A 22,909-nucleotide genomic window follows, 5' to 3' on the forward strand; every position below is an offset into this window, starting at 1 on the left:
CTTCATGGACTTATGTCGTGTGTCATCCAATGGATAAAAATAAGGCCCCTTTCGGGGCCTTTTTTGTGTGGGCTGGGATCAGTGACCGCCCTTGGCTTTTGCCGGGATGGATTCGTCGAATTCCGGCAGCGGCTTGTGTTCGGATGCCAGGAAGGTGTAGATGACCGGCAGCACGAACAGGGTGAACAGGGTGCCGATGGCCAGACCCGCTACGATGACGATGCCGATGCTGAAGCGCTGTGCCGCCCCCGCACCCGAGGCATAGAGCAGCGGGATAAGGCCTGCGATCATCGCCGCCGTGGTCATCAGGATGGGGCGCAGACGGACCTTGGCAGCTTGCATCACGGCTTGCATCCGGTTCAGACCATGGAGCAGCTGCTCCTCCTTCGCCACCTCGCAGATCAGAATACCGTGCTTGGTAATCAGACCAACGAGCGTGATGAGACCGACCTGGGAGTAGATGTTCATGGTGGCCATACCCCACGCCAGGGCGATCAGCGCGCCACTGATGGCCAGCGGCACCGACACCATGATGACCAGCGGGTCACGCACGGATTCGAACTGGATCGCCAGCACCAGGAAGATGATGGCCAGGGCCAGGGCGAAGGTGGCGTAGAGCGCATTCCCTTCGGTCACGAACTGGCGGGCTTCCCCCATGAAGTCGTAACGATAGCCTTGGGGCAGCTTCTCTTCCGCGGTCGCCTTGAACCAGTTGATCGCATCCCCCATGGCCACGCCCGGTGCCGGCACGGCGCCGATGGTGGCGGAGTTCAGCTGGTTGAAGTGGGGCAGGGCACGGGGCTCTCCCTTCACTTCAATCTTGATCAGGCTGCCCAGCGGGATCGACTTGCCGTCGGCGGCACGCACGTAGTAGCCCTTGATGGACTCGGGGTTGAGACGGAACTTGCGCTCCACCTGCGGGATCACCTCGTAGGAGCGGCCATCCAGGTCGATACGGTTGACGTAACCGTCCGCCATCATGGTGCCCATGGTGATGCCGATGTCCTGCATGGTGATGCCGTAGGCACCCGCCTTGTCCTTGTCGATGCTGATCTTCATGGTGGCCGAGTCGTAGTTCAGATCGAGATCCGAATAGACGAACTGGCCGTTGGCCTGGGTTGCCGCCAGCATCTCACCCGCGATCAGGAACAGGCTCTCGAAGCTGTTCGGGGTGGTGATAACGAACTGGATGGGCAGACCGCTCGACGCCCCCGGCAGTTCCGGGAACTGGAAGGTGGTGATGGCCATCCCGGGGATGTCCTTCACCAGACCGGCGACCCGATCCAGCACCTCTTTCTGGCTCGCTTCACGCTGGCTCCAGGGCACCATGGAGGCGATACCGAACGCCTGATTGGAGTTGAACAGCCCCGAGAAGACCTGGGAGTAAGCGATCTCCGGCTGGTCGTCCAGGACTTTGTTCACGTCCGCCATGGTGTTTTCGATGTAGTCCAGGTTGGCGTTGGAAGGGGCCGTCCCCAGCACCGCCATGACGCCTTTGTCCTCGGACGGGGCCAGCTCGCTCGGAATGAACTTGAACAGCAGCGGCAGGCTGGCGAACACGATGACGGCAAACAGGATGACCACGATGCGCTTTTGCATCACGGCATGGAGCATGGCGTCGTAGCGGGCCGTCATCCGGTCCAGCAGATCGTGCACGGTACGCTCGAACTTGCCGGGCTCCTCGTTGGCCCTGAGCATCTTGGCGCACATCATGGGCGACAGGGTCAGGGCGATGATGCCCGAGACGAACACGGCTCCTGCCAGGGTCAGCGCGAACTCCTTGAACAGGGAGCCGGTGATGCCCCCCATCAGGGCGATGGGCGCATACACCGCCGCCAGGGTGACCGTCATGGCGATGACGGGCACGGCGATCTCCCGGGTACCTATGATGGCGGCCCGGAACGGCTCTTCCCCTTCCTTGATGTGACGGTCGACGTTCTCCAGCACCACGATGGCGTCATCCACCACCAGACCGATGGCCAGCACCATCGCCAGCAGGGTCATGAGGTTTATGGAGAAGCCGAACATGTCCATCATCATCACCACGCCGATGAGGCTCAGGGGAATGGTGATGATGGGGATGATGACCGCCCGGAACGAACCGAGGAACAGGGTGATCACCACCAGTACGATGGCGGCCGCCTCCAGTATGGTCTTGATGACCTCGTGGATGGATTCGTTGATGGCGATGGTGGAGTCATACAGGATGTTCACCTGCATGGTGCTCGGCATGTTGCGCTTCAGGCTCGGCAGCAGCTCCAGCACATCGTGGGCGATGTTGATGGGGTTGGCTGTCGGGGCTGCGTTGATGGCCAGAACCACGGCTTCGCGGCCATTGGCGCTGGCGCGATAGATGTCGTGGCTCTTCTCCAGGGAGACCTTGGCGATGTCGGAGAGACGGATCACCTTGCTGTCGCGGGTGGCGACCACCAGGCGCTTGAGCTCTTCGATGTTGCCGACCTGGGTCTCGGCGTTGCCGTTGAACAGGGTGAAATAGCCGGTGGCCTGGCCGGTCGCGGACTGATAGTTGTTGCTGTTGAGCACCGTCATCACGTCGCTTGAGGTCAGGTCAAAGGCGGCCATCTTGGCCGGATCCAGCCACACCCGCAGGGCGAATTCGACCCCGCCATACAGATCCACCTTGGAGACCCCGCCCACGGTAAACAGCTGGGGCTTGATGACCCGCTCCAGGTAGTCGGTGATCTGGCTGGAGTTGAGCTCCGGGCTGGTGAAGCCCATGTAGAGCACCGCCGTGGTGGAGCCGGTGGAGGAGGTGACCGAAGGGTCTTCCGCCTCTTTGGGCAACTGGGAACGCACCGAGTTGACCTTGGCCAGGATGTCGGACAGCGCGGCGTTCGGATCGGTGTTGAGCTTCATGTACGCCGTCACCGTGGAACTGCCCAGCTGGCTCGAGGAGGTCATGAAGTCGATGTTGTCGGCCTGGGCGACCGCCTGCTCCAGGGGCTGGGTGATGAAGCCCTGGATCAGGTCCGCACTGGCGCCATAGTAGCTGGTGTTGACCGTGATGACGGTGTTGATCACCTCGGGGTATTCACGCACCTGCATCTTGAAGATGGCCTGGAAGCCCAGCAGGGCTATCAGGAAGCTGAGCGAGATCGCCAGCACAGGCCGTTTTATGAATATGTCAGTAAATCGCATCGCAGCTCTCCGCGCTTACAGCATCGGGGTTTGTGCCGGAACGGCAAGGGCATCGTTCTCGACCACGTGCACCTTGGTATCGTTGCTCAGGCGAACCTGACCCGACAGCACGATTTGATCGCCAGCCTTGATGCCGGACAGCACATGGACATCGTTGCCGCGACGCTCACCTGCCTTGACCACCACCTGCTTGGCACGTTTCACGCCGTCAGCCTCGTGAATGACATAGACGTTCTCGCCATAGAGGGTGAAGGAGATGGCGGACTGCGGGATCACTATCTGGTCTTTCACCGTGGGCAGTATGATGCTGGCGCGGGCGAACATGCCGGAACGGAGCTGGCCGTCGTTGTTCGGAATGTCTGCCTGCACCTGGATCAGGCCGCTCTGATAGTTGACAGCGGGCTCGATGGCTGTGATTTGGCCGTCAAACTGGGTCTGGGGATAGGCATCCACGTTGATCTTGATGGTCTGTCCCAGGGTGATTTTGGAGATGTCGGTCTGGGGCACGGTGAAGCGCAAGCGCATCACGCTGGTGTCTTCCAGGCGCACAATCTGGGTACCCGGTTCCAGATACTGGCCGAGGAAGACGTTGCGCAGGCCCACGGCACCGCTGAAGGGGGCACGCACCTCACGACGGGCGATGGTGGCCTTCAGACTGTCGATGTCCGCCTCCAGGGAGCGGTAGCTTGCCTCGGCATCATCCAGCTGGTCACGGGAGATGGAGTTCTTCTGATAGAGGTTCTTGTAGCGCTCGAACTTGGCCCTGGCTGCCGGCAGTCTGGCCTGGGAAGAGTTCAGATTGGCTTTTTCCACACTGGAGTCCAGGCTCAGCAGCAGTTGATCCGCTTTGACATGTGCCCCCGATTCGAACCGGATGCTGTCGATGGTGCCTGACAGCTCGCTGGAGAGGGTGACCCCCTGGTTCGGCTCGATGAAGCCGATGGCTTCAATGGTGGGGACCCAGTCCTGCGCCTTGGTGACCATGGCGGTGACCGGGAACTCGGGCTCGGGCCGATTGGCCATGAACTCTGCAATCTTCTTCTGCTTGAACATATTGAAGCCGATGACACTGCCAAACAGGGCGAGTGCTATCAGCAACATGATGGCCATCCACTTTTTCATGAACAGGCTCCTGTGATGGAAACATTAGGGTTTAAAATGGCATTCCAGCTGGCCCGGATGACCGTCTCCAGCTGTTCCTGCGTCAATTCGAAATCGTGAACCCGGCGCTGCTGTGCCAGGTTGGCCACGCAATCCAGACTCAATGCTTGCAACACCAGAATGGGGAGATCGATGAAGAGTCCCTGTTGGCGTCCTTGCTCAAAGAAGCGCTCAAGTGGCGCCCACGTCGCCATTATGACCGGATCCCGCTCCAATTCAGCCCCCAATTGAGAACTTTCGTACTGCAATTTGCACTTGAGTGCATTGGGGTAGCTGGTGAAGATGGCATCGATGTTGAGCCAGAGGCGCCGATACTGCTCATAGGACACCTCTTCTATCTGCACACCTTCCATGACCAGGGGATGACACTTGAGGATAGTGTGCTGATAGAGCTGGCGGATCAGGTCATCCTTGTCGCTGAAATAGCGATAGATGGTGCCTGCCGCCACCTTGGCTTTCTTGGCGACCACGGCAATGGAAAGGCCGTAGAAGCCCTGCTCGCCGAGGATCTCGTGAGCTGCTTCGAAAATGCGTTCTTTCTTATCCATGGTTATCAGAGGTCAACGACTGAATGAACGTTCATTCATTCTAGGTGGGCGCAAAGGCAAGTCAAGCATTGCCCATCATCTCTGACCCTATGGGGTGAGGGATTCAAAAAGTAGTGGGGAATTGCTGGATCCAGCCTGAACAAAACAAAAATAGTTGAAAAGGGTCGGAAGTGATTGAAAAACAGGCACTTGATTCTTTATGTCAAAAAAAGAGTAGACAAGGTCGGCATCATCATCAATAATGCGCCCCGTTCGACAGCGTAGCGCCCGTAGCTCAGCTGGATAGAGCGCTGCCCTCCGGAGGCAGAGGTCACAGGTTCGAATCCTGTCGGGCGCACCATCAAAAGTGCGCCGGTTAAACGGGCGTGTTGAAGAACGAAAACAGCTGTGGTGGCTGTAGCTCAGTTGGTAGAGTCCCGGATTGTGATTCCGGTTGTCGTGGGTTCGAGCCCCATCAGCCACCCCATTTTACAGCTTGTCAGGTACGCGAAGGTGGCGGAATTGGTAGACGCGCTAGCTTCAGGTGTTAGTGCCCCCCGGGTGTGAGGGTTCGAGTCCCTCTCTTCGCACCATACTTGCTGTATGACGAGGATGACCAGATGGTCATCTTTGTGTTTTTAGAATACCCCTCGGTGATTAGCGCAGCCCGGTAGCGCATCTGGTTTGGGACCAGAGGGTCAAAGGTTCGAATCCTTTATCACCGACCACATTTGAAAACCCCGCTCAGGCGGGGTTTTTGCTTTTTGGCGTTTCTCTTCCGCTTTTTCCTGTCACGTCTTTTTACACTTCTTCAGGCGCCTGTTCGCCACGAGTTCGGTATGCTGGGCCCGGAGCCGCGAGACAGGGGACGCTCGGGCACGGACCAGATACAAGGCCTATGCATCACCATATCACTTCTCTTCAACTCTCCGTGCTGGCCATGGCCGCACTGCTGCTGGGTGGTTGCGCCCTGCAGCCGAAACCGGAAGATCTTCTGATGGGCGCCGCCCCCAAGCCAAAGGCCGAACTCGAGGCCACCTTGGTAACCAGTGGTGGCTTCTGCGTGACCCTGAGCGAGCAGGGCCGTCTGCTGACCCAGCCCTGCGATCAGCAACCGAACCAGTCATTCAGCTGGGATGTCGGCGCCCTGCAACTGGCCGGGGATTGCCTGGTCGCCAGAGGGGAAGATGGTCTGGGGATGGAGGTGTGCCGGGAGGAGAGCCATCAATGGCAGTGGCAGGGGGATCGTCTGTTTAATCGGCAGGTGTCGCTGTGCCTGGATGTGGCGGGTCGCCGTCATAAGCCGGCCGTCCCCCTGCGCCTCGCCGAATGCTATGGCGGCGCCAACCAGAGCTTTGAGTGGACGCCATCCGGCACGCTGTTGAACCGTCTGATGCACCCGGCACTGGCGTGGTGACAAGAGAGCGAGAAACAAAAAGGGTGGCCACATGGGCCACCCTTTTTCGATCCGCGATGGGGATGCCTAATCAGCGGGTCTGGGAGGCGAACAGTTTCTCCAGATAGACGGCAACGCCATCTTCATCGGAAGTGAGGGTCTGTTCGTGCTCTGGCAGGGCCAGTTTGAGGCGATCGTGGGCGTTGCCCATGACCACACCACGGCCCACCATGCTCAGCATCTCGAAGTCGTTCATGCCATCGCCGAAGGCCACGGCCTGTGACATCTCCAGGCCGTGCTGCTCCAGCACGGCGCGCACGGCATTACCCTTGTGCACACCGGCATGCATCACCTCGAGGCAGTCAGGCAGGGAGAAGGTGACGTTGAGTCGATCACCATATTGCTGGTTGAGGTGCGCCTCTATCTTCAGCAGCTTGTCGTGGTCGCCGATGTAGAACACCTTGTTGACCCTGTCCTTCGGGTGGCTGGCGAGATCAGCCAGGCGGTAGCTGAAGCCGGAGTCGTGATGGAACTTCAGCAACCAGGGCAGCTCCTCTTCCACCAGCCACTCGTCGCCGTAGTAGACGTTGATGTGGATGGATGGGTCGCGCTCCATGGCGATCAGCTCGGCCGCCACCGTGCTCGGCAGCGCCTGGTTGTAGACCAGCTGATCCTGCTTGTCGTGTACCACGGCGCCGTTGGAGGTAATGAGGTAGATATCCAGCCCCAGTGCATCGCGGATGCTGCGTACATCCACATGGTGACGGCCGGTGGCGACCACGAACTTGACGCCCTGATCGACCAGACGGTGCAGGGTATCCCGGGTGCGGGAGGAGATCTGGTGCTGCCCGTTGAGCAGGGTACCATCGAGATCGGACACAACTACCTTGAACATCATTACCTCGACTTCAATTGAACGCCGGGGGAGTGTACCCCAGCGTCTGCCGTCACCCCATTTATTTAGGGATCCAAAAAATAACCAGCCCCTTCTGGTCGCGTCAGTAGCGTGCGAAGAAGGCCAGGGTTGCATTGAGCGCGGCCTGGCGCTGGGGATCCGCCTCGATGAAGAGCTCGTGCCAGGCCCCTTCGATGCGCAGCGGCTTGCTCCCTTCACATTGGGCCTTGGCGCAGAAGGCCTCCTGGGCGGCGTTGTCCACCACGCTGTCCTCGCCGGCCTGCAGCAGCAGCAGCGGCGTCTTGATGGCGCCGGCGTCGGCTACGGCCGCGTCCGATCCTGTGATGGCCTGATGGATCCAGTGGGCGGTGGCGCCCCCCAGCCTGACCTGGGGATGCTGCTCGTAGATCTGGCGGAAGGCCTGATAACGCGCCGTGCTGTGGGTCAGCTCGTTGTCGGCAAAGCCGTGATCCTCATAGGGTCCCTGACCCGGGCCGTAGGGGGGCTCGCCCACCCAGCCGCCGACCGTGCCGATGGTGGCCGCCAACCCCTTGGCCAGCCACTTGGGCAGGCCGCCGAGGTTAATGCCCATCATGGGGGAGGAGAGCACCGCCGCCTGGATGTCGTTCGGCCAGCGTTCCAGATAGCGGGCCGAGATGGCCCCCCCCATGGAGTGGGCCAGCAGGAACAGCTTGGCGGGTTGGTCCTGGGCGATCACTTCGTCATGAAACTGTTTGAGATCGGCGACATAGTCGTCGAACTGGTCGACATATCCCTTCTCTTTGTCGGCCAGCATGCGGTCTGACATTCCCTGGCCGCGATGATCGATGAGGTAGAGGCTGTAACCCTGGCGCCAGAGATCCCAGGCCAGCTCCTGATACTTGAGGTAGCTCTCGACCCGGCCGTTGACGATGAGGATGGCGCGATCGATCTTGGGCTGGCGCAGGGCGGCATAGCGGAGGGTGACCCCGTCCTTGCCCTTGAACTCCCCCTCGACGGCATGCTGGCGCCAGAAGTTGGGCAGGGTCTGCTGATAGAGGGCGGGAACGTCGGCTTCAGTGGTCAGCTGGTAAGGATTGCTCACGGCAAGGGCTCCGGCAGAAAACAGGGTCAGGGCCAGCAGGGGCAGGTGGTTAAGCTTCATCAGTGTACTCTTCCGAAGGATCATCCGATTGCTGGGCGGCCCAGCCCTTGCGGGTCAGCTGCATCTGCTGCCACCAGCGTTCGTCCGCCATGATCTCGCCGGCCGGACCGAGCTGGGGGTAGGGCATCTCTTTCTCCTTGCAGAGCTGGGCATAGACGGGATAGCCCCCCTCGAACAAGATGGTGTTCTGCTCTTCCAGGCTGAGTGGACAGCCGCGCTGATAGCAGCCGGCCAGCTCGCGCTGGCGCTGGGCCTCGTAGAGGATGGCGGCGGCGGCCACCGAGACGTTGAGGGACTGCACCATGCCCACCATGGGGATGACGATATGGTGATCGGCCAGGGCCAGCGCCTCTTCGCCGATGCCGTGCTTCTCCTGGCCCACCAGGATGGCGGTGGGTCTGGTGTAGTCGATGGCGCGAAAGTCCACGGAGCTGTCGGAGAGGTGGGTCGCCAGGATCTGCATGCCGGAAGCCTTGAGTTCGGTCACGGCACTGCCGATGTCCGGGTGCAGCTTCACGTCCACCCAGTTCTGGCTGCCGCGGGCGGTGCCCTTGCGCTTGTGGATCCAGCTCTTGGGCCAGACCGCATGCACCCGGTGGATGCCGATGGCATCGGCAGTGCGCACGATGGCGGCCAGGTTGTGAGGTTTATGAACCTCTTCCATGCAGACGGTCAGGTCGAGCTGGCGCTGGGCCAGCATGTCGGAAATGCGTTTGAAGCGTTCAGGAGTCATGTCGGTTTCTATGTCGTGAGGCCGGTGTATGCAACAAGGCTGGTGGCCTGCGGCATGGGGCCCTGGGTATCTCTTGAAAAGCAGCAGGCGGCTTGCGCCGCCTGTGTTCAGTTTTTCTGTCGGCTCACCCTGAGCACGTTGGGCATGACCCGGATCTTGCGCATGATGTTGGCGAGGTGGATCCGGCTCTTGGTGGTGATGAGCAGGGTGACCACATAGACCCGGCCATCTTTCTCCTCGGTGCTGATGGCGTGGATGTTGGCGCCGGTGGCGGCAATCACGTTGGCCAGCTCCGCCAGGGCGCCCTGGTGGTTGACGATCTCGATGCTGATGCCGGTGCGGAATTCCTGCTCTTGCTCCTTGTCCACCTCCCACTGCACCGGCAGGTATTTGTCCGGTTCGCGGCTGTAGCCCTTGATGTTGCGGCAGGACTCCTGGTGGATCACCAGTCCCTTGCCCGGGCTGATGTGGGCGATGATGGCGTCCCCCGGGATGGGGCGGCAGCAGTTGGCGAAGGTGACCAGCATGCCGTCGGCCCCCTTGATCGGCATCTTCTTGCTGGTGGATTTGGGCTGCTCTTCCGGCGGCAGCTCATCCCCCAGCATGCGGCGGGCCACCATGACGCTCATGGCGTTGCCAAGGCCCACGTCGGCCAGCAGCCCCTGCAGGTTCTCGTGTTTGGTGTCGGCCAGCACCTGCTTGACGCGGGCTTCCGGGATGTCTTCGATGTTCTTGGCGCCCAGCGCATGGTTGAGCAGGCGACGACCCAGCACCACAGACTCTTCGGTGCGCAGGTTCTTCAGGAACTGACGGATCTTGGAGCGCGCCTTGGTGGTCACCACGAAGTTGAGCCAGGCCGCGTTCGGGCGGGCGCCGGGGGCCGTGATGATCTCCACCGTCTGACCGGAGTGCAGCGGGCTGCTCAGCGGATAGGGGTGGCGGTCGACCCGCGAACCGACGCAGGCATGACCGATGTCGGTGTGCACCGTGTAGGCGAAGTCCACCGGGGTGGCGCCGGCGGGCAGCTCCATGATGCGGCCCTCCGGTGTGAAGACGTAGATCTCGTCGGGGAAGAGGTCGGTCTTGACCCCCTCGATGAACTCGAAGGAGCTGCCGGCGCTCTGTTGCAGCTCCAGCAGGCTCTGCATCCAGCGCTGGGCGCGGATCTGGGCCGTGGTGCCCGAGCTGTCCCCATCCTGCTTGTAGGCCCAGTGGGCGGCGACGCCCTTGTCGGCCATCTGGTCCATGAACTCGGTGCGGATCTGCACCTCCACCGGTACCCCGTGGGGCCCCACCAAGGACGTGTGCAGGGACTGGTAGCCGTTGGTCTTGGGGATGGCGATGTAGTCCTTGAAGCGACCGGGGCGCGGCTTGTAGAGGCTGTGCATCTGCCCAAGCACCCGGTAGCAGGTGTCTATGTCTTTCACTCTCACTCTGAAAGCATAGATATCCATCACTTCGTGGAATTGCAGTTCTTTCTTCTCCATCTTGTTGTAGATGGAGAACAGGTTCTTCTCGCGTCCGCTTACCTGGGCATCGATACCGGCTTCCCGCAGACGCCCCTCAATCTCGCTCTGGATGGAGTCGATGATCTCGCGCCGGTTGCCACGGGCGCGGCGTACCGATTCCCGCAGCACCCGGGAGCGCATGGGGTAGAGCGCCTCGAAACCGAGCTCTTCCAGCTCGTTCTTCATGGTGTGAATACCGAGGCGGTTGGCGATGGGGGCGAAAATCTCGAGGGTTTCCCGGGCGATGCGGCGGCGCTTGTCCGGTCGCAAGGAGCCGAGGGTACGCATGTTGTGAGTGCGGTCGGCCAGCTTGATCAGGATGACCCGGATGTCCTGGGTCATGGCCATCATCATCTTGCGGAAGTTCTCGACCTGGGCTTCCTTGCGATCGCGGAACTTCAGCTTGTCGAGCTTGGAGACACCGGAGACCAGCTCGGCGACGGCGTTGCCAAACTGCTCGGCAAGATCGTCCTTGGTGACAGGGGTATCTTCGATGACGTCGTGCAGCACGGCAGCCATCAGAGTCTCATGATCGAGGCGCATGTCGCCCAGGATGCGGGCCACGGCAACGGGATGAGTGATGTAGGGTTCACCACTGGAACGCATCTGTCCCTGGTGAGCATCACGGGCTACCACATAGGCTTGCCTGAGCTTCTCAACCTGCTCGGGTGGCAGGTAGGAACTGGCTATTTCTTTAAGATTTTCAAATAAATACAAGACAGTCCCCGCAGCGGTTAAACGGCAATCCGTGAAATTGAGGGTATGCCCTCGAGTTTGCGAGGTTTTCGAGCGGTTGTAAATGGGGAGAACAGCCGGCACCCGGGCGGGCGCCGACTATGGGAAGCGACTGACTTAGCCGCGACCTTCTGCGATGGCAGCAACGGCAGCCAGCTCGGCGGCTTCCTGCTCTTGCTGCTCGTAGCGGTCCTGAGTATCCATCACCTGGTTGTTGACCAGACCCAGTTCGATCTCGCGCAGGGCGATCACGGTCGGCTTGTCGTTCTCTTCGTCGACCAGGGGATCCTTGCCTTGTACCGCGATTTGACGAGCGCGGCGCGCGGCGACCAGCACCAGGTCAAAACGGTTACCTACCTGTTTTACAGCATCTTCTACAGTAACGCGGGCCATGCGGGACTCCAGTGTTTGGGCTTTCTGTGATTGAAAAAGCGGTGTTTAAAAATGACGCAAAAGTTTACTTGTTTTTGGCTTACTCTGCCAGTAGCTGTTTCAGCAAGTTTTGCTGGGCCTGCTGTTGCTGACGCATTTCCAGGCGCTGGCACTCGATGATGGCCCTGAGCTGGAACAGTGCCAGCTCAAAGTCTTCATTGATGATGACATAGTCATACTCGTCATAGTGCACCATTTCGGCAATGGCTTTCTCCATCCGGCCCTTGATCACCTCGGCGCTGTCCTGGCCGCGGCCGATCAGGCGGCGCTCCAGCTCCTCGCGGCTGGGGGGCAGGATGAAGATGGACTTGGTCGGCATCAGTTCGCGGATCTGGCGGGCACCCTGCCAGTCGATGTCGAGGAAGACGTCGATGCCCTGCGCCAGACAGGCCTCGATGGCGGCGCGGGAAGTGCCGTAGTAGTTGCCGAAGACTTCTGCCCACTCCAGAAAGTCACCGCGCTCGATCAGCGCCTTGAACTCTTCCACCTTGACGAAGTGGTAGTGCACCCCGTGCTCTTCACCGGGACGGGTGGCGCGGGTGGTGTGGGAAACCGATAGCTGCATCTTGCCGGCGGCGTTGTGCTGGGTCAGCAAGGCATTGAGCAGGCTGGACTTACCGGCCCCGCTCGGGGAAGAGATGATATAGAGAGTGCCTTGTTGCGCCATGTCTGTACCTTTAAGCGATGATCCGCGCTTTGGTTGTAGCAGAGGCCGCCGTCTTGTGCCCGATAAGGGAGACGGTTGCTCGCAATGCGCGGAGGAATCAGAGTCAGGAGGATGTAAAGGCGGCGAATGTTAGCAGATGGGGGCGGATAAAAAAACGGCCGGAATCATATTCCAGCCGATCAAAATATCCGTAGCTTGCTGTGCGGGCGTTACCCGCATAGAGGGCCATTCTGCCCACGGAGCCGGGGCCGGGCCATCAGATTATCCCTGCGCCAGGGCTCGGAATTTCCGAGTTGCCCTGGGTCGGTAGAAGATGCTTGTCGGTACAGAGGCGGTCGAAGGCGGCGATGACCCGCTCGCGGCTTATCTTGGCCATGGCGTCCGGATCCTTGAGGCGGGTGCGCCAGCCGAGCTCGGCCAGCGGCTTGCCGGTCTCCTGCTCAATCAGTTCCTGATAGACGCTGACCAGATAATCCCGGCACAGATAGGGGCCGGTACGGGCGGGGTTGTGGTGGGCGTAGAGGCCGATCACGGGTGTCCCCACCAGGGTGGCCATGTGGGCCGGGCCGGTATCCGGGGCCAGCACCAGGCTCGCCTCGCCAATCAGCGCCAGCAATTGCTTGAGGCTGGTCTGCCCCACCAAATCTTCCGGCTTGCTCTGGCTGAGGCGCTGGATCTCGGCGGCGAGATCCCGCTCCAGCCTGGCCGGTCCGCCGCACAGATAGACCTGAAAGCCCTTGTCTGCGGCGTGATCCGCCAGCGCGGCGTAGCCGGCGGCAGTCCAATTCTTGAATGCCTTGCTGGCAGCGGCGCAGATGAGCAGGGTCGGCTTACCACCCACCTTCTCCCGGGCCCAGGTCTGGTGCTCGGCGCTGATGGGCAGTTGCCAGTCCGGGGTCAGATCTTTTATCCCGAGCTCTTTGGCGAAGGCGAGAAAGCCGTCCAGCACGTGGGGGGAGGCGGGTGAGGGGACCCGATGGTTGGTGAACAACCACTGACCGTCGCTGGCGCGCTCCCGATCAAACCCGAGTTTGACCTTGGCCTTGATGCCGAGGGTGGCGATGCTGGCGCGCATGGCGGCCTGCAGGTGGAGCAGGGCATCGAACCTGCGCCCCTTGAGGGTCTGCCAGAGATCGCGATAGCCGCGCCACCCCTTGCTCTTGTCGAAGGGAATGACCTCGACCCCCGGCAGATCGGCGAACAGGGTCGCCTCAATCTTGCCGGTGATCCAGGTGATGCGGGTCTGGGGCCACTCCCGCTGGATGACGCGCACCAGCGCCAGCGCGTGGCAGCAATCTCCGATGGCGGAGAGCCGCAGGATGCAGATGGAGGAGGGCGGCGTTTGGAACAGCGGCATGATGTGGCGCAACGATGGCAAAATGGATGGATGGCATTATGCAAACTCCCCTGTGGATTGTAAAATTGCGCCGGTTGCCCGACCGGCACGGCTTTCTGAATGGATGCCCTGCACCCACTATCGACCGGAATTCTCATCATGCTGACACACACCACCCACAACCAGGTCTGCTGGTATGCCGACGGAGTCTTCCGCGATCCTTCCCCTGCCTTGTTCGATCCTGTCTGGTGGCAGACCCATCGCCAGGTGGTGGGCTCTTCCATCGGCCGCGGGGTGACCTGGTTCGTGAAGGATGAGTCCCGTCACTTGGTGCTGCGTCACTACTACCGTGGCGGCATGGTGGGCAAGCTGGTGCGTGACCGGTTCTGGTTTGAAGGGGTGGAGAGCAGCCGGGCCATGGCTGAATATCGTCTGCTGGCGACCCTGAGTGAACAGGGGCTGCCGGTGCCGCGCCCCTTTGCGGCCCGCATGGTCAAGCAGGGGCCCTTCTATCGGGCCGACATCCTGATCGAGCGTATTCGCGGCGCCAAGGATCTGGTGGCCCTGCTCAAGCAGGGGCCGATCGCCGGTGAGGTGTGGCACAAGATAGGCAAAACGGTGCGCCAGTTGCACGATGCAGGGGTCTATCATGCGGATCTCAACAGCCACAACCTGCTGCTCGACAAGGAGGGCAAGGTGTGGGTGATCGACTTCGACAAAGGAGCCATCCGCTCCCCCGGCAACTGGCAGCAGGCCAACCTGGAGCGGTTGCTGCGCTCCTTCAACAAGGAGTCGCAACTGCACACCAGCTTCCACTTCGTGCCGGAGAACTGGCAAGCCCTGATGGCAGGCTATCAGGGCAAGGTGGCGTGACGTCGGGTTCCACTTCGTAGCTGGAGGCTGGCAGGCCGCTGATGGCGGACCACCGGGGGCGAGGGGTGCGAGGCCAGCGATGCTGGCGCGGTTGCTCGGCGCCAGCACCAATGTTACTTATTGAGTGTGATTGCTTGGACAGATATTCAGATCCGGTTTCGAGGCGCGTGATGGAAAGGTATGAGACTCCCGGGGTTGAGGTCACCACTCCCCTTGAGGTGACGCTGATGGCACAGGCCATGGCGATGTTGGAGGCCGGGATCTGGACCTGGTCGGCCGGGCAGGGTCTGAAGCGGGACCCTTCCTGTCTGCAACTGCTGGGTCTGGAGGGGGGCGAGTTGGGGGATCTCGGCTGGCTGGATCGGGTACATCCGGATGATGCTCCCCGTCTGGCAGAGGCCCTGGAGGCCTGTCAGCAAGGGCGCAGCAACGGGCTTCGACTCGAGTACCGCATCCTGCACCATCAGGGCCATTACATCCGGCTGGAGGAGCGGGTCCGTCGCGACGAAGGGGGTCAACTGCTGGGGGTGGTTCGCCATCTGGATGCCGCCATGGCGCCCCTGGAGGATCGCCATGACACGGATCCCCTCACCGGCCTCGAGAGCCGCAGCCACTTCGAGCTGTTGCTGGATGAACGGCTGGCCAGCGAGAGCGGCAGTTTCTGTCTGCTGCAGTTCAGCGTGGATCACCGCAGCAAGATCCTGCAGTTGTTCGGGGAGGCGGCCTGCGACGCCATGCTGGCCAAGCTGGCCCGCATCGTGCGCCGCGAGCTGCGCCGGGAAGATCCCTTCGCCCGTTGGGACGAAGACGGCTTCATCCTGATGCTCTCCCAGACCGATCGGTTGAGCGGCCTGGAGATTGCCGAGCGGCTGCGTCTCGAGATCGCCGACGCCAGCCTGCTGCCCCAGCGCCCGGTGACCGTGAGCATCGGCCTGGTGCAGAGCCAGAGTGCCGAGCAGCTCGATCACCTGCTGGCCCGGTTGGCCTCCTGCCACGGTCAGGCGAAGCGGGAACACAACGCCGTGGTCGGCTGACGGCCAGTCAGTGTCCGCGTACCCATTGACGCCGATGGACCCATCAGCGTCAATGGTTTTCAGTCAGCGCTCACTGACCTGCTGACGCTGGCAGACCCAGAGAGAAGCCAGCATCAGCAGGGCGCCCAGACCGAGCCTGAGCAGGTCGGTATCTTTTCCCCAGAGCACCAGATTGACCAGCAGACCCGCGGGGATCAAGGCGTTGTTCATGATGGCCAGCACGCCGCTGCTGACCAGGGTCGCCCCCTTGTTCCACAGGAAGTAGCCGAGCCCGGATGCCCCGACCCCCAGCCAGAAGAGGATGCCCCATTGCAGGGGGCTGGCGGGATATTGAGGTTTGCCCAGCAGCCACCAGGCGGGCAGGGCGATCACCAGGGCGCCCAGATAGAAGCAGCCGAACACCGCCAGCTGGGGCGGCTGCTCAGCCTCCCGGGCCAGCAGCACCTTGTAGCCTACCTGGCCCAGGGCGAAGCAGACGTTGGCGCCCTGCACCACCAGGAATCCCAGTACATAGTTTTCGGTCAGGCCGTCGAAACGGATGACGGCCGCCCCCAGCACCGCCAGCAGGGCCCCCCACAGATAGACAGGCTTGAAGCGCCCTTCCAGCAGGTCGTGGATCAGGGTGACATAGATGGGGGTGAAGATGGTGAACACCAGCACTTCCGGTACCGTCAAGAGCAGGAAGGAGTGGTAGTAGAAGAGATACATGATGCCGAGCTGGATGGCACCGAGGGCCATCAGCTTGGCCACCAGATCGGGGCGCAGCCAGCGACGGCGCAGGAAGGGTAGAAACACCAGGCTGGCGAGCACGATGCGGGTCAGTACCGAGAAGTAGGCATCCACCTGACCGGCAAGGTAGACCCCGATCAGGCTGAAGGAGAAGGACCAGAGCAGGGTAACCCCTATCAAGTAGTTCATGTGATTGAATTGTCGTCAGTTGTCAATTTGGAGGGCGCTATGATGGCCGAGTTGGAAGGCGCGATCCAGCGTTTATGGGAAGGGTTGTCACAGATCGGAGCATTTGCCTTCGAGGCGAGCAACGGGGCCGGATCCGCCACCGACTGGTGCGGTCGTGGGGAGGGGGCCGTGGTGGTGACCGATCATCATGGGGGGTGGCTGTATGCCGAGACGGGTCGCTACACCACGCCCCATGGCCGGGAGCTGACCATGCACAACCGCTTCTGGTGGCAGCGCACCGCACGGGGGATCATGCTCTCCCACCTGCGCTACGAGCAGCCGGTGATGCTGTTCGAGCTGTTGCCCCGGGGGGACGGGCACTGGGTCACGGCCGAGCCTCATCGGTGTGGCCAGGATCACTACAGCGCCGAGCTGACGCCGACCGAGGGCGGTTTTCTGCTCGGCTGGCAGATCACAGGCCCGCGCAAGAACGAGCGGTTGAGTTATCGCTACGGACCAGAGGCGCAGAGATAAAAAAACCGGCGCAGGGCGCCGGTAGAGGGGACAAATCGGAGGTTTTGTTAAAACGGTCCCAAAAACAGGAGAGATACACTCTCGTCACACACGCAGAGAGGGTCTTCAGGCATTCAGTGCATAGTTCAGCATGGCTTGCAGCTTGCTGTCGAAGAACCAGGGCAGCAGCACCATCAGCAGACCCAGCACCCCGGCCAGCCGGTGGCGATACTGCCAGCCGGCTATCAGTACCAGACCGCCGCAGAGGGTGGTCAGGATGCCTGACATAGGGCAGCCTCCCGCTGTTGGCGGCGCTGCTGTGCCCACTGGTTGAGGGCGACCGAACCCAGGATCAGGGCCAGCGCCACGCCCGTGGTGGACTGGATCTGCTCGCCGAGGAACAGGGCTCCCAGCATGACGCCGAACAGCGGCACCAGGTAGTTGCTGAAGGAGGCGAAGGTCGGGCCCGCCTTCTGGATCAGCGCCATGTAGAGGAAGTAGACCAGGCCGGTACAGAAGATCCCCAGCATGGCGACGGCGCCCATGGCCTGCTGGCTCGGCAGGGCGAGGGTGCTCAGGTCGGCCACGAAGGGTGCGGCCAGCAGCAGCTGGATGGCCGAGGAAATCAGGATGTTGCGGGCCACGACCACAGGATGGTCCTTGGCGAAGCGCTTGATCATCAGCAGGCCGATGGCGAAGCAGCTGGCACCGAACAGGATGGCCATGGCACCGAGCAGGCCGGCATTCATGCCGCTGGTCAGCTTGGGCCAGAACAGTACCAGCACGCCGATGAAGCCGATGATCACGGAGACGAGGCCGCCCTTGGTGATTCTTTCACCAGAAATAAACAAGGGAGCCGCCAGAATGGTCACAAAGGGGATACAACCCATGACCACGGCCGCGATGGCGCTGTCCACGTACTGTTGTCCCCAGGCCACCATGATGAAGGGGATGGTGGCGTCGAGCAGGGCGATCAGCATATAGGTTCGCCAGGGTGTGTGTTCACTCTTGAGGCGCATGAACAGGCAGAGCAGACCCAGGGTCAGGCTGCCGCACAGGGCGCGTCCGGCGGCCACCATGATGGGGGGCAGTTCAGCCACGGCCTGGTGCATGAAAATGAACTGGGAGCCCCACAACAGGCCGATCGCCAGCAACAACAGATAGCTACGCATTTGAATCTCCGATGTAATTCGCCTGCGCATTCTATGCAATCTGCTACTATGCCAAAAATGAATTGTCGTCATTCAACTATGGCCAATATCGATGGAACTGCCCCTCTCCCGCCTAGACCTCAACCTGCTCACCGTGTTCGACATGCTGATGCAGGAGCGCAACGTCACCCGTGCCGCCGAACGGCTGCACCTCTCCCAGTCCACCGTCAGCCATGCGTTGGGGCGCTTGCGCCAGGCGCTGGATGACCCCCTGTTCGTGATGAGCCGGCGCGAGATGATGCCGACCGAACGGGCCAAGGCGCTGGCGAGCCCGGTGCGCCAGGCGCTGGCCATGCTGGAGCAGGGGCTGCGTCAGGCCAAGGGATTCGACCCGGCAAGTGCGCGGCGGATCTTTCGTATCGCCACCCCGGGCTCGGTGGAGCACGGCCTGGTGCCGGTGCTGGTGGAGTGGATGGTGCAGCAGGCTCCCCACTGCCGACTGGAAGTGTGCGAGCTGGCGGACAGCGACTACGAGCGGGAGCTGGAGAAGGGGGAACTGGATCTGGTGATCGGGTTTGCCGGTGCCAACCATCTCTCGCCCCGGTTGTGGCGCGAGGAGTGGTTCAGCAATCCGCTGGTCTGTTTGTCTCCCCTCGGCAGCGCTCTGCCCGACATGCTGGGGCCGGGAGAACTGGTCAGCCGGCCCCACATCCACACCTCCAGCTGGGGCCACAGCCAGGCCATGGTGGATCTCTGGCTGGCCCGTTTCGGGGTGGAGCGGGAGCTGGGGGTCAGGCTGCCGAGCTTTATGGCGGTACCGCCGCTGATGGCGACCGGCCGCTACCTGGTGGTGGTGCCCGAGATGATCGGGCGCCACTTCTGTCGCCACTATCCGTTGCGCCTGCACCAGCTGGAACCCGCCATCCCCATCGTCTACCTGATGGCGGGCCACCCGCTCAGTGCCCATGACGAGGCGATCGGCTGGTTCAAGGGGTTGTTGCACCGGCTGGCGAAGGAGCGCTACGGCGCGGATGCGCTCGGCCATCCCGCGCCGCAGGGGGCAGATCACGCCAATCCGGAGAAGTAGTCCAGCCCCATCGCACCCTTCACCTCGGCCAGCACCTCGTCGGTGAGGGCCCGGGCCTGCTCGGTGCCCTGCTGCAACAGGCGCAGCAGCTGGCGCTTGTCGGCGATGGCTGCCTCGCGCCGCTCCCGCATCGGAGCGAGCAGGGTCTGCAGGCAGTCGTTGAGTACCTGCTTGCAGCGCATGTCCCCCAGACCACCGCGCTGGTAATGGGCCTTCATCTCGGCCACCAGTGCCTTGTCGGGGTGGAAGGCATCCAGATAGGCGAACACCGTATTGCCCTCCACCTGACCCGGATCGCTCACCTTGAGGTGATTGGGGTCGGTATACATGGCGAACACCGCCTGCCTGATCTCGTCGCTCGACATGCCGAGTTCGATGGTGTTGCCAAGGGACTTGGACATCTTGGCCTTGCCGTCGATGCCGGGCAGGCGGCCGGTGTCGCTCAGGATGGGCTGGCACTCGGTCAGCACCTCTTTGCCAACCAGAGTGTTGAAGCGGCGCACTATCTCGTTGGTCTGCTCCAGCATGGGCAGCTGATCCTCGCCCACCGGCACGTGAGTGGCACGAAAGGCGGTGATGTCGGCGGCCTGGCTGACCGGATAGACGAGGAAGCCGGCGGGCAGGCTGCGCTCGAACCCTTTTTGCTGGATTTCGGCCTTGACGGTGGGGTTGCGCTCCAGCCGGGCGACGCTGACCAGGTTGAGGTAGTAGGTCGTGAGTTCGGCGAGGGCGGGCAGGGCGCTCTGGAGACAGAAAGTGGTCTTGGCCGGGTCGAGGCCAGCGGCCAGGTAGTCAGCCATCACCTCCAGCACGTGGTCGGTCACCTTGGCCGGGTTGTGGCCGTTGTCGGTCAGCGCCTGCAGATCGGCGATCATCACGAACTGGCGGTAATGGTGCTGGGCGGCCACGCGCTGGCGCAGGGAGCCGACGTAATGGCCGATGTGCAGTTTGCCGGTGGGGCGGTCACCGGTCAGGATCACGGGGTTGTGCATGTCACTCTCTCCAGTTGGGTGAGCCGGGAGGCGACAAAGAGATGAAAACAATGACCGCCTCTCGGCGGTCACGGTGTTTTCTTTTGGAAATTTTACATAGAAAAGCAGTGCCGCCTGTTTAGAAGCAGCACCACCAGTAGTTGTGATTGAATGAGGTCATATTCATGGCAAATCACACTACGCCTGTTCGATCACTTCTGCAAGGGCACGACCAGCATGTCGCAGGGCACGGTATTCATCAGCTGGCGTGCGCTCGAGGTGAGCAGGCTCCAGAAGCTCTGGCGATGGCCGCACACCAGCAGGTCGATCTGGTAGTCCTTGACCGCCTGGTTGACCCGCTCGCTCAGATCGCCGCAGATCACCAGCTTCTTCTCGATGGGGTAGTCCACCGAGGCGAGGAAGGCTTCCAGCTTCTCCTTCGCTTCGGCGATCACCTGGTCCTGCACGTTGTCGATGTCGATGTCGATCATCTCGGTGTAGAGATCCTTGAGGTCAACATCCACATGGATCACCGACAGCTTGGCGCCGTTGGAGCGGGCCCGGTCGACCGCCTTCTCGATCACCTTGCGGTTGTCTTCCGACAGGTCGATCGCGGCCAGTACGTGTTTGTAATAGGTTCCATTCATGGGAGTTCTCCTCACTGATCCTGGGTCCACTATACCAATGTCTGCTGAAACTAAAACGGCATCGTCGCCACAGTTTCAGGATTTGCCTGACCCCGAACCGGAAGGCGTAGAGGTGCAGGTGGCCGGGGAGTGCATATTTTGAACAGGAGTTTGACGCCGGTCACAGGCGTGCTATTGCCCTCGGGAAGGTGGGGGAATAGGATGTGCCCGTGCTTCGCAATGAACACAAAACAACAAAAAGCATCTGAATACCGCTTTGGGGAGCCTCGCGCTCCCTTTTGTTTTTCTGCCCTCTTCCAGTCCATATCCCGTCCGACATCAAGGTAATCCCGCCCCCCTTGGTTATGCTGTAGCCAGTTCCCTTGGCAAAACGACCAGGGCTCCTCACCTGCAACCGGGTGACGCTGTCATGGCCGTTTCTCATGTCCCACCGATGCACCGGAGAGTCCTTCATGATCATTCATCCCCAGATCCAGGGTTGTGTTGCCCGCAATTGCCACCCCATGGGTTGTCGCGCCGCCGTGCTGCAACAGATCGAACAGGTGCGGGCGGCGGGGCCGTTCAACGGGCCGAAACGGGTGCTGGTGCTGGGGGCATCGTCCGGTTTCGGGCTGGCGTCCCGGATCGCGCTCACCTTCGGCGCCGGGGCCGATACCCTGGGCGTCTCGTTCGAGCGGGGTCCCTCCGACAAGGGGCTCGGCAGTGCTGGCTGGTACAACAACATCTGGTTTCGTCAGGCGGCGGAGCAAGCCGGTCGCATCGCCGTCAACCTGATCGGGGATGCCTTCTCCGACACCATGCGCCAGCAGGCCATCGACGTCATCCGCCAGCAGCTCGGGCAGGTGGATCTGGTGGTCTATTCGCTGGCGAGCGGAGTCAGGGTGATGCCGGATGGCACACAGGTACGCTCGGTGCTCAAGACCACAGGCCAGCCGCTGCAAGGCTGGGGGCTGGATCTGGAGCACGATGCGCTGGTGCAGCAGTCGCTGGTGCCAGCCACCCCGGAGGAGATCCGCGACACCGTCACCGTGATGGGGGGCGAGGACTGGCAGCGCTGGATGCAGGCATTGCAGCAGGCGGATTGCCTGGCCCCTGGCGCCCGGACCGTTGCCTACTCCTATATCGGTCCCGAGTCCACCTATCCCCTCTATCGGGACGGCACCATCGGCTATGCCAAGGAGCACCTGCACGCCACCGCCGAGACCGTCAACCTGCAACTTGCCGGGATTGGCGGTCATGCCTGGGTGTCGGTTTGCAAGGCGCTGGTGACCAAGGCGAGCGTGTTTATTCCGGTGCTGCCTGTCTATCTGGGCCTGTTGATGGGGGTGATGAAGGAGCGTGGTGTCCACGAGGGCTGCATTGAGCAGATGCAGCGGCTGTTTGCCGACAAGATGTACGGGCCCAGAGGGGTCGTCGCCGATGGCAACCGGCTGATCCGGATGGATGACCACGAGCTTGAGCCAGCGGTGCAGGCCGCCGTCTCGGCACTCTGGCCCAAGGTGACGCCGGAGAACTTCCGCGCCCTGGGGGATTTTGCCGGGTTGCGCCAGGAGTTCATGCAGCTCAACGGCTTCGAGCTGCCGGGGGTGGATTACGGTGCGCCGGTGAACGTGGCGTCACTCACTGAGCTGACGCCCTGACACCCGCACGAGGGGCATCAGGCGACGTTGCAGGCCAGTTCAGGGGAAAGATTGGGAGACTGGGCCAGTACGGTCTGGTTGCGCCCCTGGCGTTTCGCCTGATACATGGCCATGTCGGCCCGATGGATGAGCTGGCTCAGGCTGTCATCCTGCGTCGAGCGTTCCGCCACTCCGATGCTGATGGTCATGTGGGGGGCGGCCAGGTAGGCGATCCGGCTTCTCAGCTGCTCCGCCAGCCGCCAGCAGGTGGCCCCGTCCTGGGTCATGGCCACCAGAAATTCTTGGTTCATCGCGGCTTTCCGGGGAAGGCCGCCTTGATTTTCAGAAAAAAGTATTCTGAGTCCCTAAATCCATATGCCATACGCTTTATCACTTTGATCTTGTTGTTCACCCCTTCCAGCAC

Annotated in this window: 22 protein-coding genes, 4 tRNA genes and 1 pseudogene; 10 read left to right on the forward strand and 17 right to left on the reverse strand. The window is 61.6% G+C overall.

The window, feature by feature from the left end; genetic code table 11:
* Positions 1–78 precede the first annotated feature (78 nt).
* From ACNPAA_RS07545 to ACNPAA_RS07555, 3 genes are read right to left on the reverse strand one after another with little or no spacing between them, the layout of a single operon-like run.
* Positions 79–3,159: a multidrug efflux RND transporter permease subunit gene (locus tag ACNPAA_RS07545; RefSeq protein ID WP_201871709.1), complete on the reverse strand. Its 3,081-nt coding sequence runs from the start codon at positions 3,157–3,159 to the stop codon at positions 79–81.
* A 15-nt stretch (positions 3,160–3,174) separates the two neighbouring features.
* A complete protein-coding gene (locus ACNPAA_RS07550) occupies positions 3,175–4,281 on the reverse strand; it encodes an efflux RND transporter periplasmic adaptor subunit (protein ID WP_039040661.1) in 1,107 nt (368 codons plus the stop codon).
* Entirely contained in the window at positions 4,278–4,868 is a 591-nt protein-coding gene (locus tag ACNPAA_RS07555) for a TetR/AcrR family transcriptional regulator (protein ID WP_161470540.1), read from the reverse strand. Before ACNPAA_RS07555 ends, ACNPAA_RS07550 begins: the two co-directional genes overlap by 4 nt.
* A 263-nt stretch (positions 4,869–5,131) precedes the next feature.
* Here ACNPAA_RS07555 and ACNPAA_RS07560 point away from each other — a divergent pair.
* From ACNPAA_RS07560 to ACNPAA_RS07580, 5 genes are all read left to right on the forward strand, one after another.
* Positions 5,132–5,208: transfer RNA gene (locus tag ACNPAA_RS07560), tRNA-Arg, on the forward strand.
* A gap of 50 nt (positions 5,209–5,258) precedes the next feature.
* Positions 5,259–5,334, forward strand: a tRNA-His gene (locus ACNPAA_RS07565).
* Between the two features lie 20 nt (positions 5,335–5,354).
* Positions 5,355–5,440, forward strand: a tRNA-Leu gene (locus ACNPAA_RS07570).
* Positions 5,441–5,498: 58 nt separating this feature from the next.
* Positions 5,499–5,575, forward strand: a tRNA-Pro gene (locus ACNPAA_RS07575).
* 170 nt (positions 5,576–5,745) lie between these two features.
* On the forward strand, positions 5,746–6,264 hold the full coding sequence (locus ACNPAA_RS07580; protein ID WP_043153707.1) for a ricin-type beta-trefoil lectin domain protein: 519 nt from the start codon (positions 5,746–5,748) through the stop codon (positions 6,262–6,264).
* Positions 6,265–6,334: 70 nt separating this feature from the next.
* On the opposite strand, the gene ACNPAA_RS07585 is transcribed toward ACNPAA_RS07580, so the two are convergent.
* The 7 genes from ACNPAA_RS07585 to ACNPAA_RS07615 all read right to left on the reverse strand — a co-directional run bounded on the left by ACNPAA_RS07585 (position 6,335) and on the right by ACNPAA_RS07615 (position 13,714).
* Positions 6,335–7,138 (reverse strand): Cof-type HAD-IIB family hydrolase, encoded by an 804-nt coding sequence (locus ACNPAA_RS07585; RefSeq protein ID WP_049637091.1) that lies wholly within the window; start codon positions 7,136–7,138, stop codon positions 6,335–6,337.
* A gap of 103 nt (positions 7,139–7,241) precedes the next feature.
* Positions 7,242–8,282, reverse strand: coding sequence for an alpha/beta fold hydrolase (locus ACNPAA_RS07590; protein ID WP_201871715.1), 1,041 nt, complete (start codon positions 8,280–8,282; stop codon positions 7,242–7,244).
* Positions 8,272–9,015: a tRNA (guanosine(18)-2'-O)-methyltransferase TrmH gene (gene trmH, locus ACNPAA_RS07595; RefSeq protein ID WP_049637082.1), complete on the reverse strand. Its 744-nt coding sequence runs from the start codon at positions 9,013–9,015 to the stop codon at positions 8,272–8,274. Before trmH ends, ACNPAA_RS07590 begins: the two co-directional genes overlap by 11 nt.
* A 107-nt stretch (positions 9,016–9,122) precedes the next feature.
* The gene (gene spoT, locus ACNPAA_RS07600) at positions 9,123–11,240 is read right to left on the reverse strand and encodes a bifunctional GTP diphosphokinase/guanosine-3',5'-bis pyrophosphate 3'-pyrophosphohydrolase (RefSeq protein WP_039040667.1); all 2,118 of its coding nucleotides are present in this window, start codon (positions 11,238–11,240) and stop codon (positions 9,123–9,125) included.
* A gap of 135 nt (positions 11,241–11,375) precedes the next feature.
* On the reverse strand, positions 11,376–11,651 hold the full coding sequence (gene rpoZ / locus ACNPAA_RS07605; protein WP_005307060.1) for a DNA-directed RNA polymerase subunit omega: 276 nt from the start codon (positions 11,649–11,651) through the stop codon (positions 11,376–11,378).
* A gap of 79 nt (positions 11,652–11,730) precedes the next feature.
* Complete coding sequence (gene gmk, locus ACNPAA_RS07610; RefSeq protein ID WP_201871717.1) at positions 11,731–12,357, reverse strand: guanylate kinase; 627 nt, start codon at positions 12,355–12,357, stop codon at positions 11,731–11,733.
* A 256-nt stretch (positions 12,358–12,613) separates the two neighbouring features.
* Complete coding sequence (locus tag ACNPAA_RS07615) at positions 12,614–13,714, reverse strand: glycosyltransferase family 9 protein (RefSeq protein ID WP_049637090.1); 1,101 nt, start codon at positions 13,712–13,714, stop codon at positions 12,614–12,616.
* A 138-nt stretch (positions 13,715–13,852) separates the two neighbouring features.
* On the opposite strand from ACNPAA_RS07615, the gene ACNPAA_RS07620 reads away from it, so the two are divergent.
* Complete coding sequence (locus ACNPAA_RS07620) at positions 13,853–14,566, forward strand: 3-deoxy-D-manno-octulosonic acid kinase (RefSeq protein ID WP_010672321.1); 714 nt, start codon at positions 13,853–13,855, stop codon at positions 14,564–14,566.
* 170 nt (positions 14,567–14,736) lie between these two features.
* Positions 14,737–15,600 (forward strand): GGDEF domain-containing protein, encoded by an 864-nt coding sequence (locus ACNPAA_RS07625; protein ID WP_045522664.1) that lies wholly within the window; start codon positions 14,737–14,739, stop codon positions 15,598–15,600.
* A 63-nt stretch (positions 15,601–15,663) separates the two neighbouring features.
* Here ACNPAA_RS07625 and ACNPAA_RS07630 read toward each other — a convergent pair whose 3' ends face one another.
* Positions 15,664–16,518, reverse strand: coding sequence for a carboxylate/amino acid/amine transporter (locus ACNPAA_RS07630; RefSeq protein ID WP_049637081.1), 855 nt, complete (start codon positions 16,516–16,518; stop codon positions 15,664–15,666).
* A gap of 42 nt (positions 16,519–16,560) precedes the next feature.
* Here ACNPAA_RS07630 and ACNPAA_RS07635 point away from each other — a divergent pair, with 42 nt between their 5' ends.
* Positions 16,561–17,031 carry a DUF6314 family protein gene (locus ACNPAA_RS07635; protein WP_417891672.1) on the forward strand — a complete coding sequence of 157 codons (471 nt, stop codon included), beginning with the start codon at positions 16,561–16,563 and terminating at the stop codon, positions 17,029–17,031.
* A 105-nt stretch (positions 17,032–17,136) separates the two neighbouring features.
* Here ACNPAA_RS07635 and ACNPAA_RS07640 read toward each other — a convergent pair whose 3' ends face one another.
* Positions 17,137–17,298 (reverse strand): hypothetical protein, encoded by a 162-nt coding sequence (locus ACNPAA_RS07640; RefSeq protein WP_010672325.1) that lies wholly within the window; start codon positions 17,296–17,298, stop codon positions 17,137–17,139.
* Complete coding sequence (locus ACNPAA_RS07645) at positions 17,283–18,182, reverse strand: DMT family transporter (protein WP_201871718.1); 900 nt, start codon at positions 18,180–18,182, stop codon at positions 17,283–17,285. The genes ACNPAA_RS07640 and ACNPAA_RS07645 overlap by 16 nt, the downstream gene beginning before the upstream one ends.
* Positions 18,183–18,273: 91 nt before the next feature.
* Here ACNPAA_RS07645 and ACNPAA_RS07650 point away from each other — a divergent pair, with 91 nt between their 5' ends.
* Complete coding sequence (locus ACNPAA_RS07650; RefSeq protein ID WP_045522672.1) at positions 18,274–19,248, forward strand: LysR family transcriptional regulator; 975 nt, start codon at positions 18,274–18,276, stop codon at positions 19,246–19,248.
* Here ACNPAA_RS07650 and trpS read toward each other — a convergent pair.
* Together trpS and ACNPAA_RS07660 are read right to left on the reverse strand one after the other, a co-directional pair.
* Positions 19,227–20,240, reverse strand: coding sequence for a tryptophan--tRNA ligase (trpS, locus tag ACNPAA_RS07655; protein ID WP_323955415.1), 1,014 nt, complete (start codon positions 20,238–20,240; stop codon positions 19,227–19,229). The two genes, ACNPAA_RS07650 and trpS, sit on opposite strands and share 22 nt — an antisense overlap.
* 191 nt (positions 20,241–20,431) lie before the next feature.
* On the reverse strand, positions 20,432–20,866 hold the full coding sequence (locus ACNPAA_RS07660) for a universal stress protein (protein WP_010672329.1): 435 nt from the start codon (positions 20,864–20,866) through the stop codon (positions 20,432–20,434).
* A 452-nt stretch (positions 20,867–21,318) separates the two neighbouring features.
* On the opposite strand from ACNPAA_RS07660, the gene fabV reads away from it, so the two are divergent.
* Positions 21,319–22,506 carry an enoyl-ACP reductase FabV gene (gene fabV, locus ACNPAA_RS07665; RefSeq protein WP_161470534.1) on the forward strand — a complete coding sequence of 396 codons (1,188 nt, stop codon included), beginning with the start codon at positions 21,319–21,321 and terminating at the stop codon, positions 22,504–22,506.
* A gap of 17 nt (positions 22,507–22,523) precedes the next feature.
* Here the strand turns inward: fabV and ACNPAA_RS07670 are convergent.
* Together ACNPAA_RS07670 and ACNPAA_RS07675 are read right to left on the reverse strand one after the other, a co-directional pair.
* Positions 22,524–22,790, reverse strand: a pseudogene (locus ACNPAA_RS07670) (diguanylate cyclase); the annotation flags it as partial.
* A gap of 2 nt (positions 22,791–22,792) precedes the next feature.
* Positions 22,793–22,909: transposase (locus ACNPAA_RS07675; protein ID WP_146054411.1), on the reverse strand; the 117-nt coding region annotated here is incomplete at its 5' end.

The sequence above is a fragment of the Aeromonas sp. PS2Canimalfood6 genome (genome assembly GCF_048276795.1).
Classification (GTDB): domain Bacteria; phylum Pseudomonadota; class Gammaproteobacteria; order Enterobacterales; family Aeromonadaceae; genus Aeromonas; species Aeromonas caviae.

What these genes read in the sequence shown, in the direction of transcription:
- ACNPAA_RS07545 (WP_201871709.1), bottom strand. Translation starts at nt 3,159, where the DNA reads ATGCGATTTACTGACATATTCATAAAACGGCCTGTGCTGGCGATCTCG.
- ACNPAA_RS07550 (WP_039040661.1), bottom strand. Translation starts at nt 4,281, where the DNA reads ATGAAAAAGTGGATGGCCATCATGTTGCTGATAGCACTCGCCCTGTTT.
- ACNPAA_RS07555 (WP_161470540.1), bottom strand. Translation starts at nt 4,868, where the DNA reads ATGGATAAGAAAGAACGCATTTTCGAAGCAGCTCACGAGATCCTCGGC.
- ACNPAA_RS07580 (WP_043153707.1), top strand. Translation starts at nt 5,746, where the DNA reads ATGCATCACCATATCACTTCTCTTCAACTCTCCGTGCTGGCCATGGCC.
- ACNPAA_RS07585 (WP_049637091.1), bottom strand. Translation starts at nt 7,138, where the DNA reads ATGTTCAAGGTAGTTGTGTCCGATCTCGATGGTACCCTGCTCAACGGG.
- ACNPAA_RS07590 (WP_201871715.1), bottom strand. Translation starts at nt 8,282, where the DNA reads ATGAAGCTTAACCACCTGCCCCTGCTGGCCCTGACCCTGTTTTCTGCC.
- trmH (WP_049637082.1), bottom strand. Translation starts at nt 9,015, where the DNA reads ATGACTCCTGAACGCTTCAAACGCATTTCCGACATGCTGGCCCAGCGC.
- rpoZ (WP_005307060.1), bottom strand. Translation starts at nt 11,651, where the DNA reads ATGGCCCGCGTTACTGTAGAAGATGCTGTAAAACAGGTAGGTAACCGT.
- gmk (WP_201871717.1), bottom strand. Translation starts at nt 12,357, where the DNA reads ATGGCGCAACAAGGCACTCTCTATATCATCTCTTCCCCGAGCGGGGCC.
- ACNPAA_RS07615 (WP_049637090.1), bottom strand. Translation starts at nt 13,714, where the DNA reads ATGCCGCTGTTCCAAACGCCGCCCTCCTCCATCTGCATCCTGCGGCTC.
- ACNPAA_RS07620 (WP_010672321.1), top strand. Translation starts at nt 13,853, where the DNA reads ATGCTGACACACACCACCCACAACCAGGTCTGCTGGTATGCCGACGGA.
- ACNPAA_RS07625 (WP_045522664.1), top strand. Translation starts at nt 14,737, where the DNA reads ATGGAAAGGTATGAGACTCCCGGGGTTGAGGTCACCACTCCCCTTGAG.
- ACNPAA_RS07630 (WP_049637081.1), bottom strand. Translation starts at nt 16,518, where the DNA reads ATGAACTACTTGATAGGGGTTACCCTGCTCTGGTCCTTCTCCTTCAGC.
- ACNPAA_RS07635 (WP_417891672.1), top strand. Translation starts at nt 16,561, where the DNA reads ATGGCCGAGTTGGAAGGCGCGATCCAGCGTTTATGGGAAGGGTTGTCA.
- ACNPAA_RS07640 (WP_010672325.1), bottom strand. Translation starts at nt 17,298, where the DNA reads ATGTCAGGCATCCTGACCACCCTCTGCGGCGGTCTGGTACTGATAGCC.
- ACNPAA_RS07645 (WP_201871718.1), bottom strand. Translation starts at nt 18,182, where the DNA reads ATGCGTAGCTATCTGTTGTTGCTGGCGATCGGCCTGTTGTGGGGCTCC.
- ACNPAA_RS07650 (WP_045522672.1), top strand. Translation starts at nt 18,274, where the DNA reads ATGGAACTGCCCCTCTCCCGCCTAGACCTCAACCTGCTCACCGTGTTC.
- trpS (WP_323955415.1), bottom strand. Translation starts at nt 20,240, where the DNA reads ATGCACAACCCCGTGATCCTGACCGGTGACCGCCCCACCGGCAAACTG.
- ACNPAA_RS07660 (WP_010672329.1), bottom strand. Translation starts at nt 20,866, where the DNA reads ATGAATGGAACCTATTACAAACACGTACTGGCCGCGATCGACCTGTCG.
- fabV (WP_161470534.1), top strand. Translation starts at nt 21,319, where the DNA reads ATGATCATTCATCCCCAGATCCAGGGTTGTGTTGCCCGCAATTGCCAC.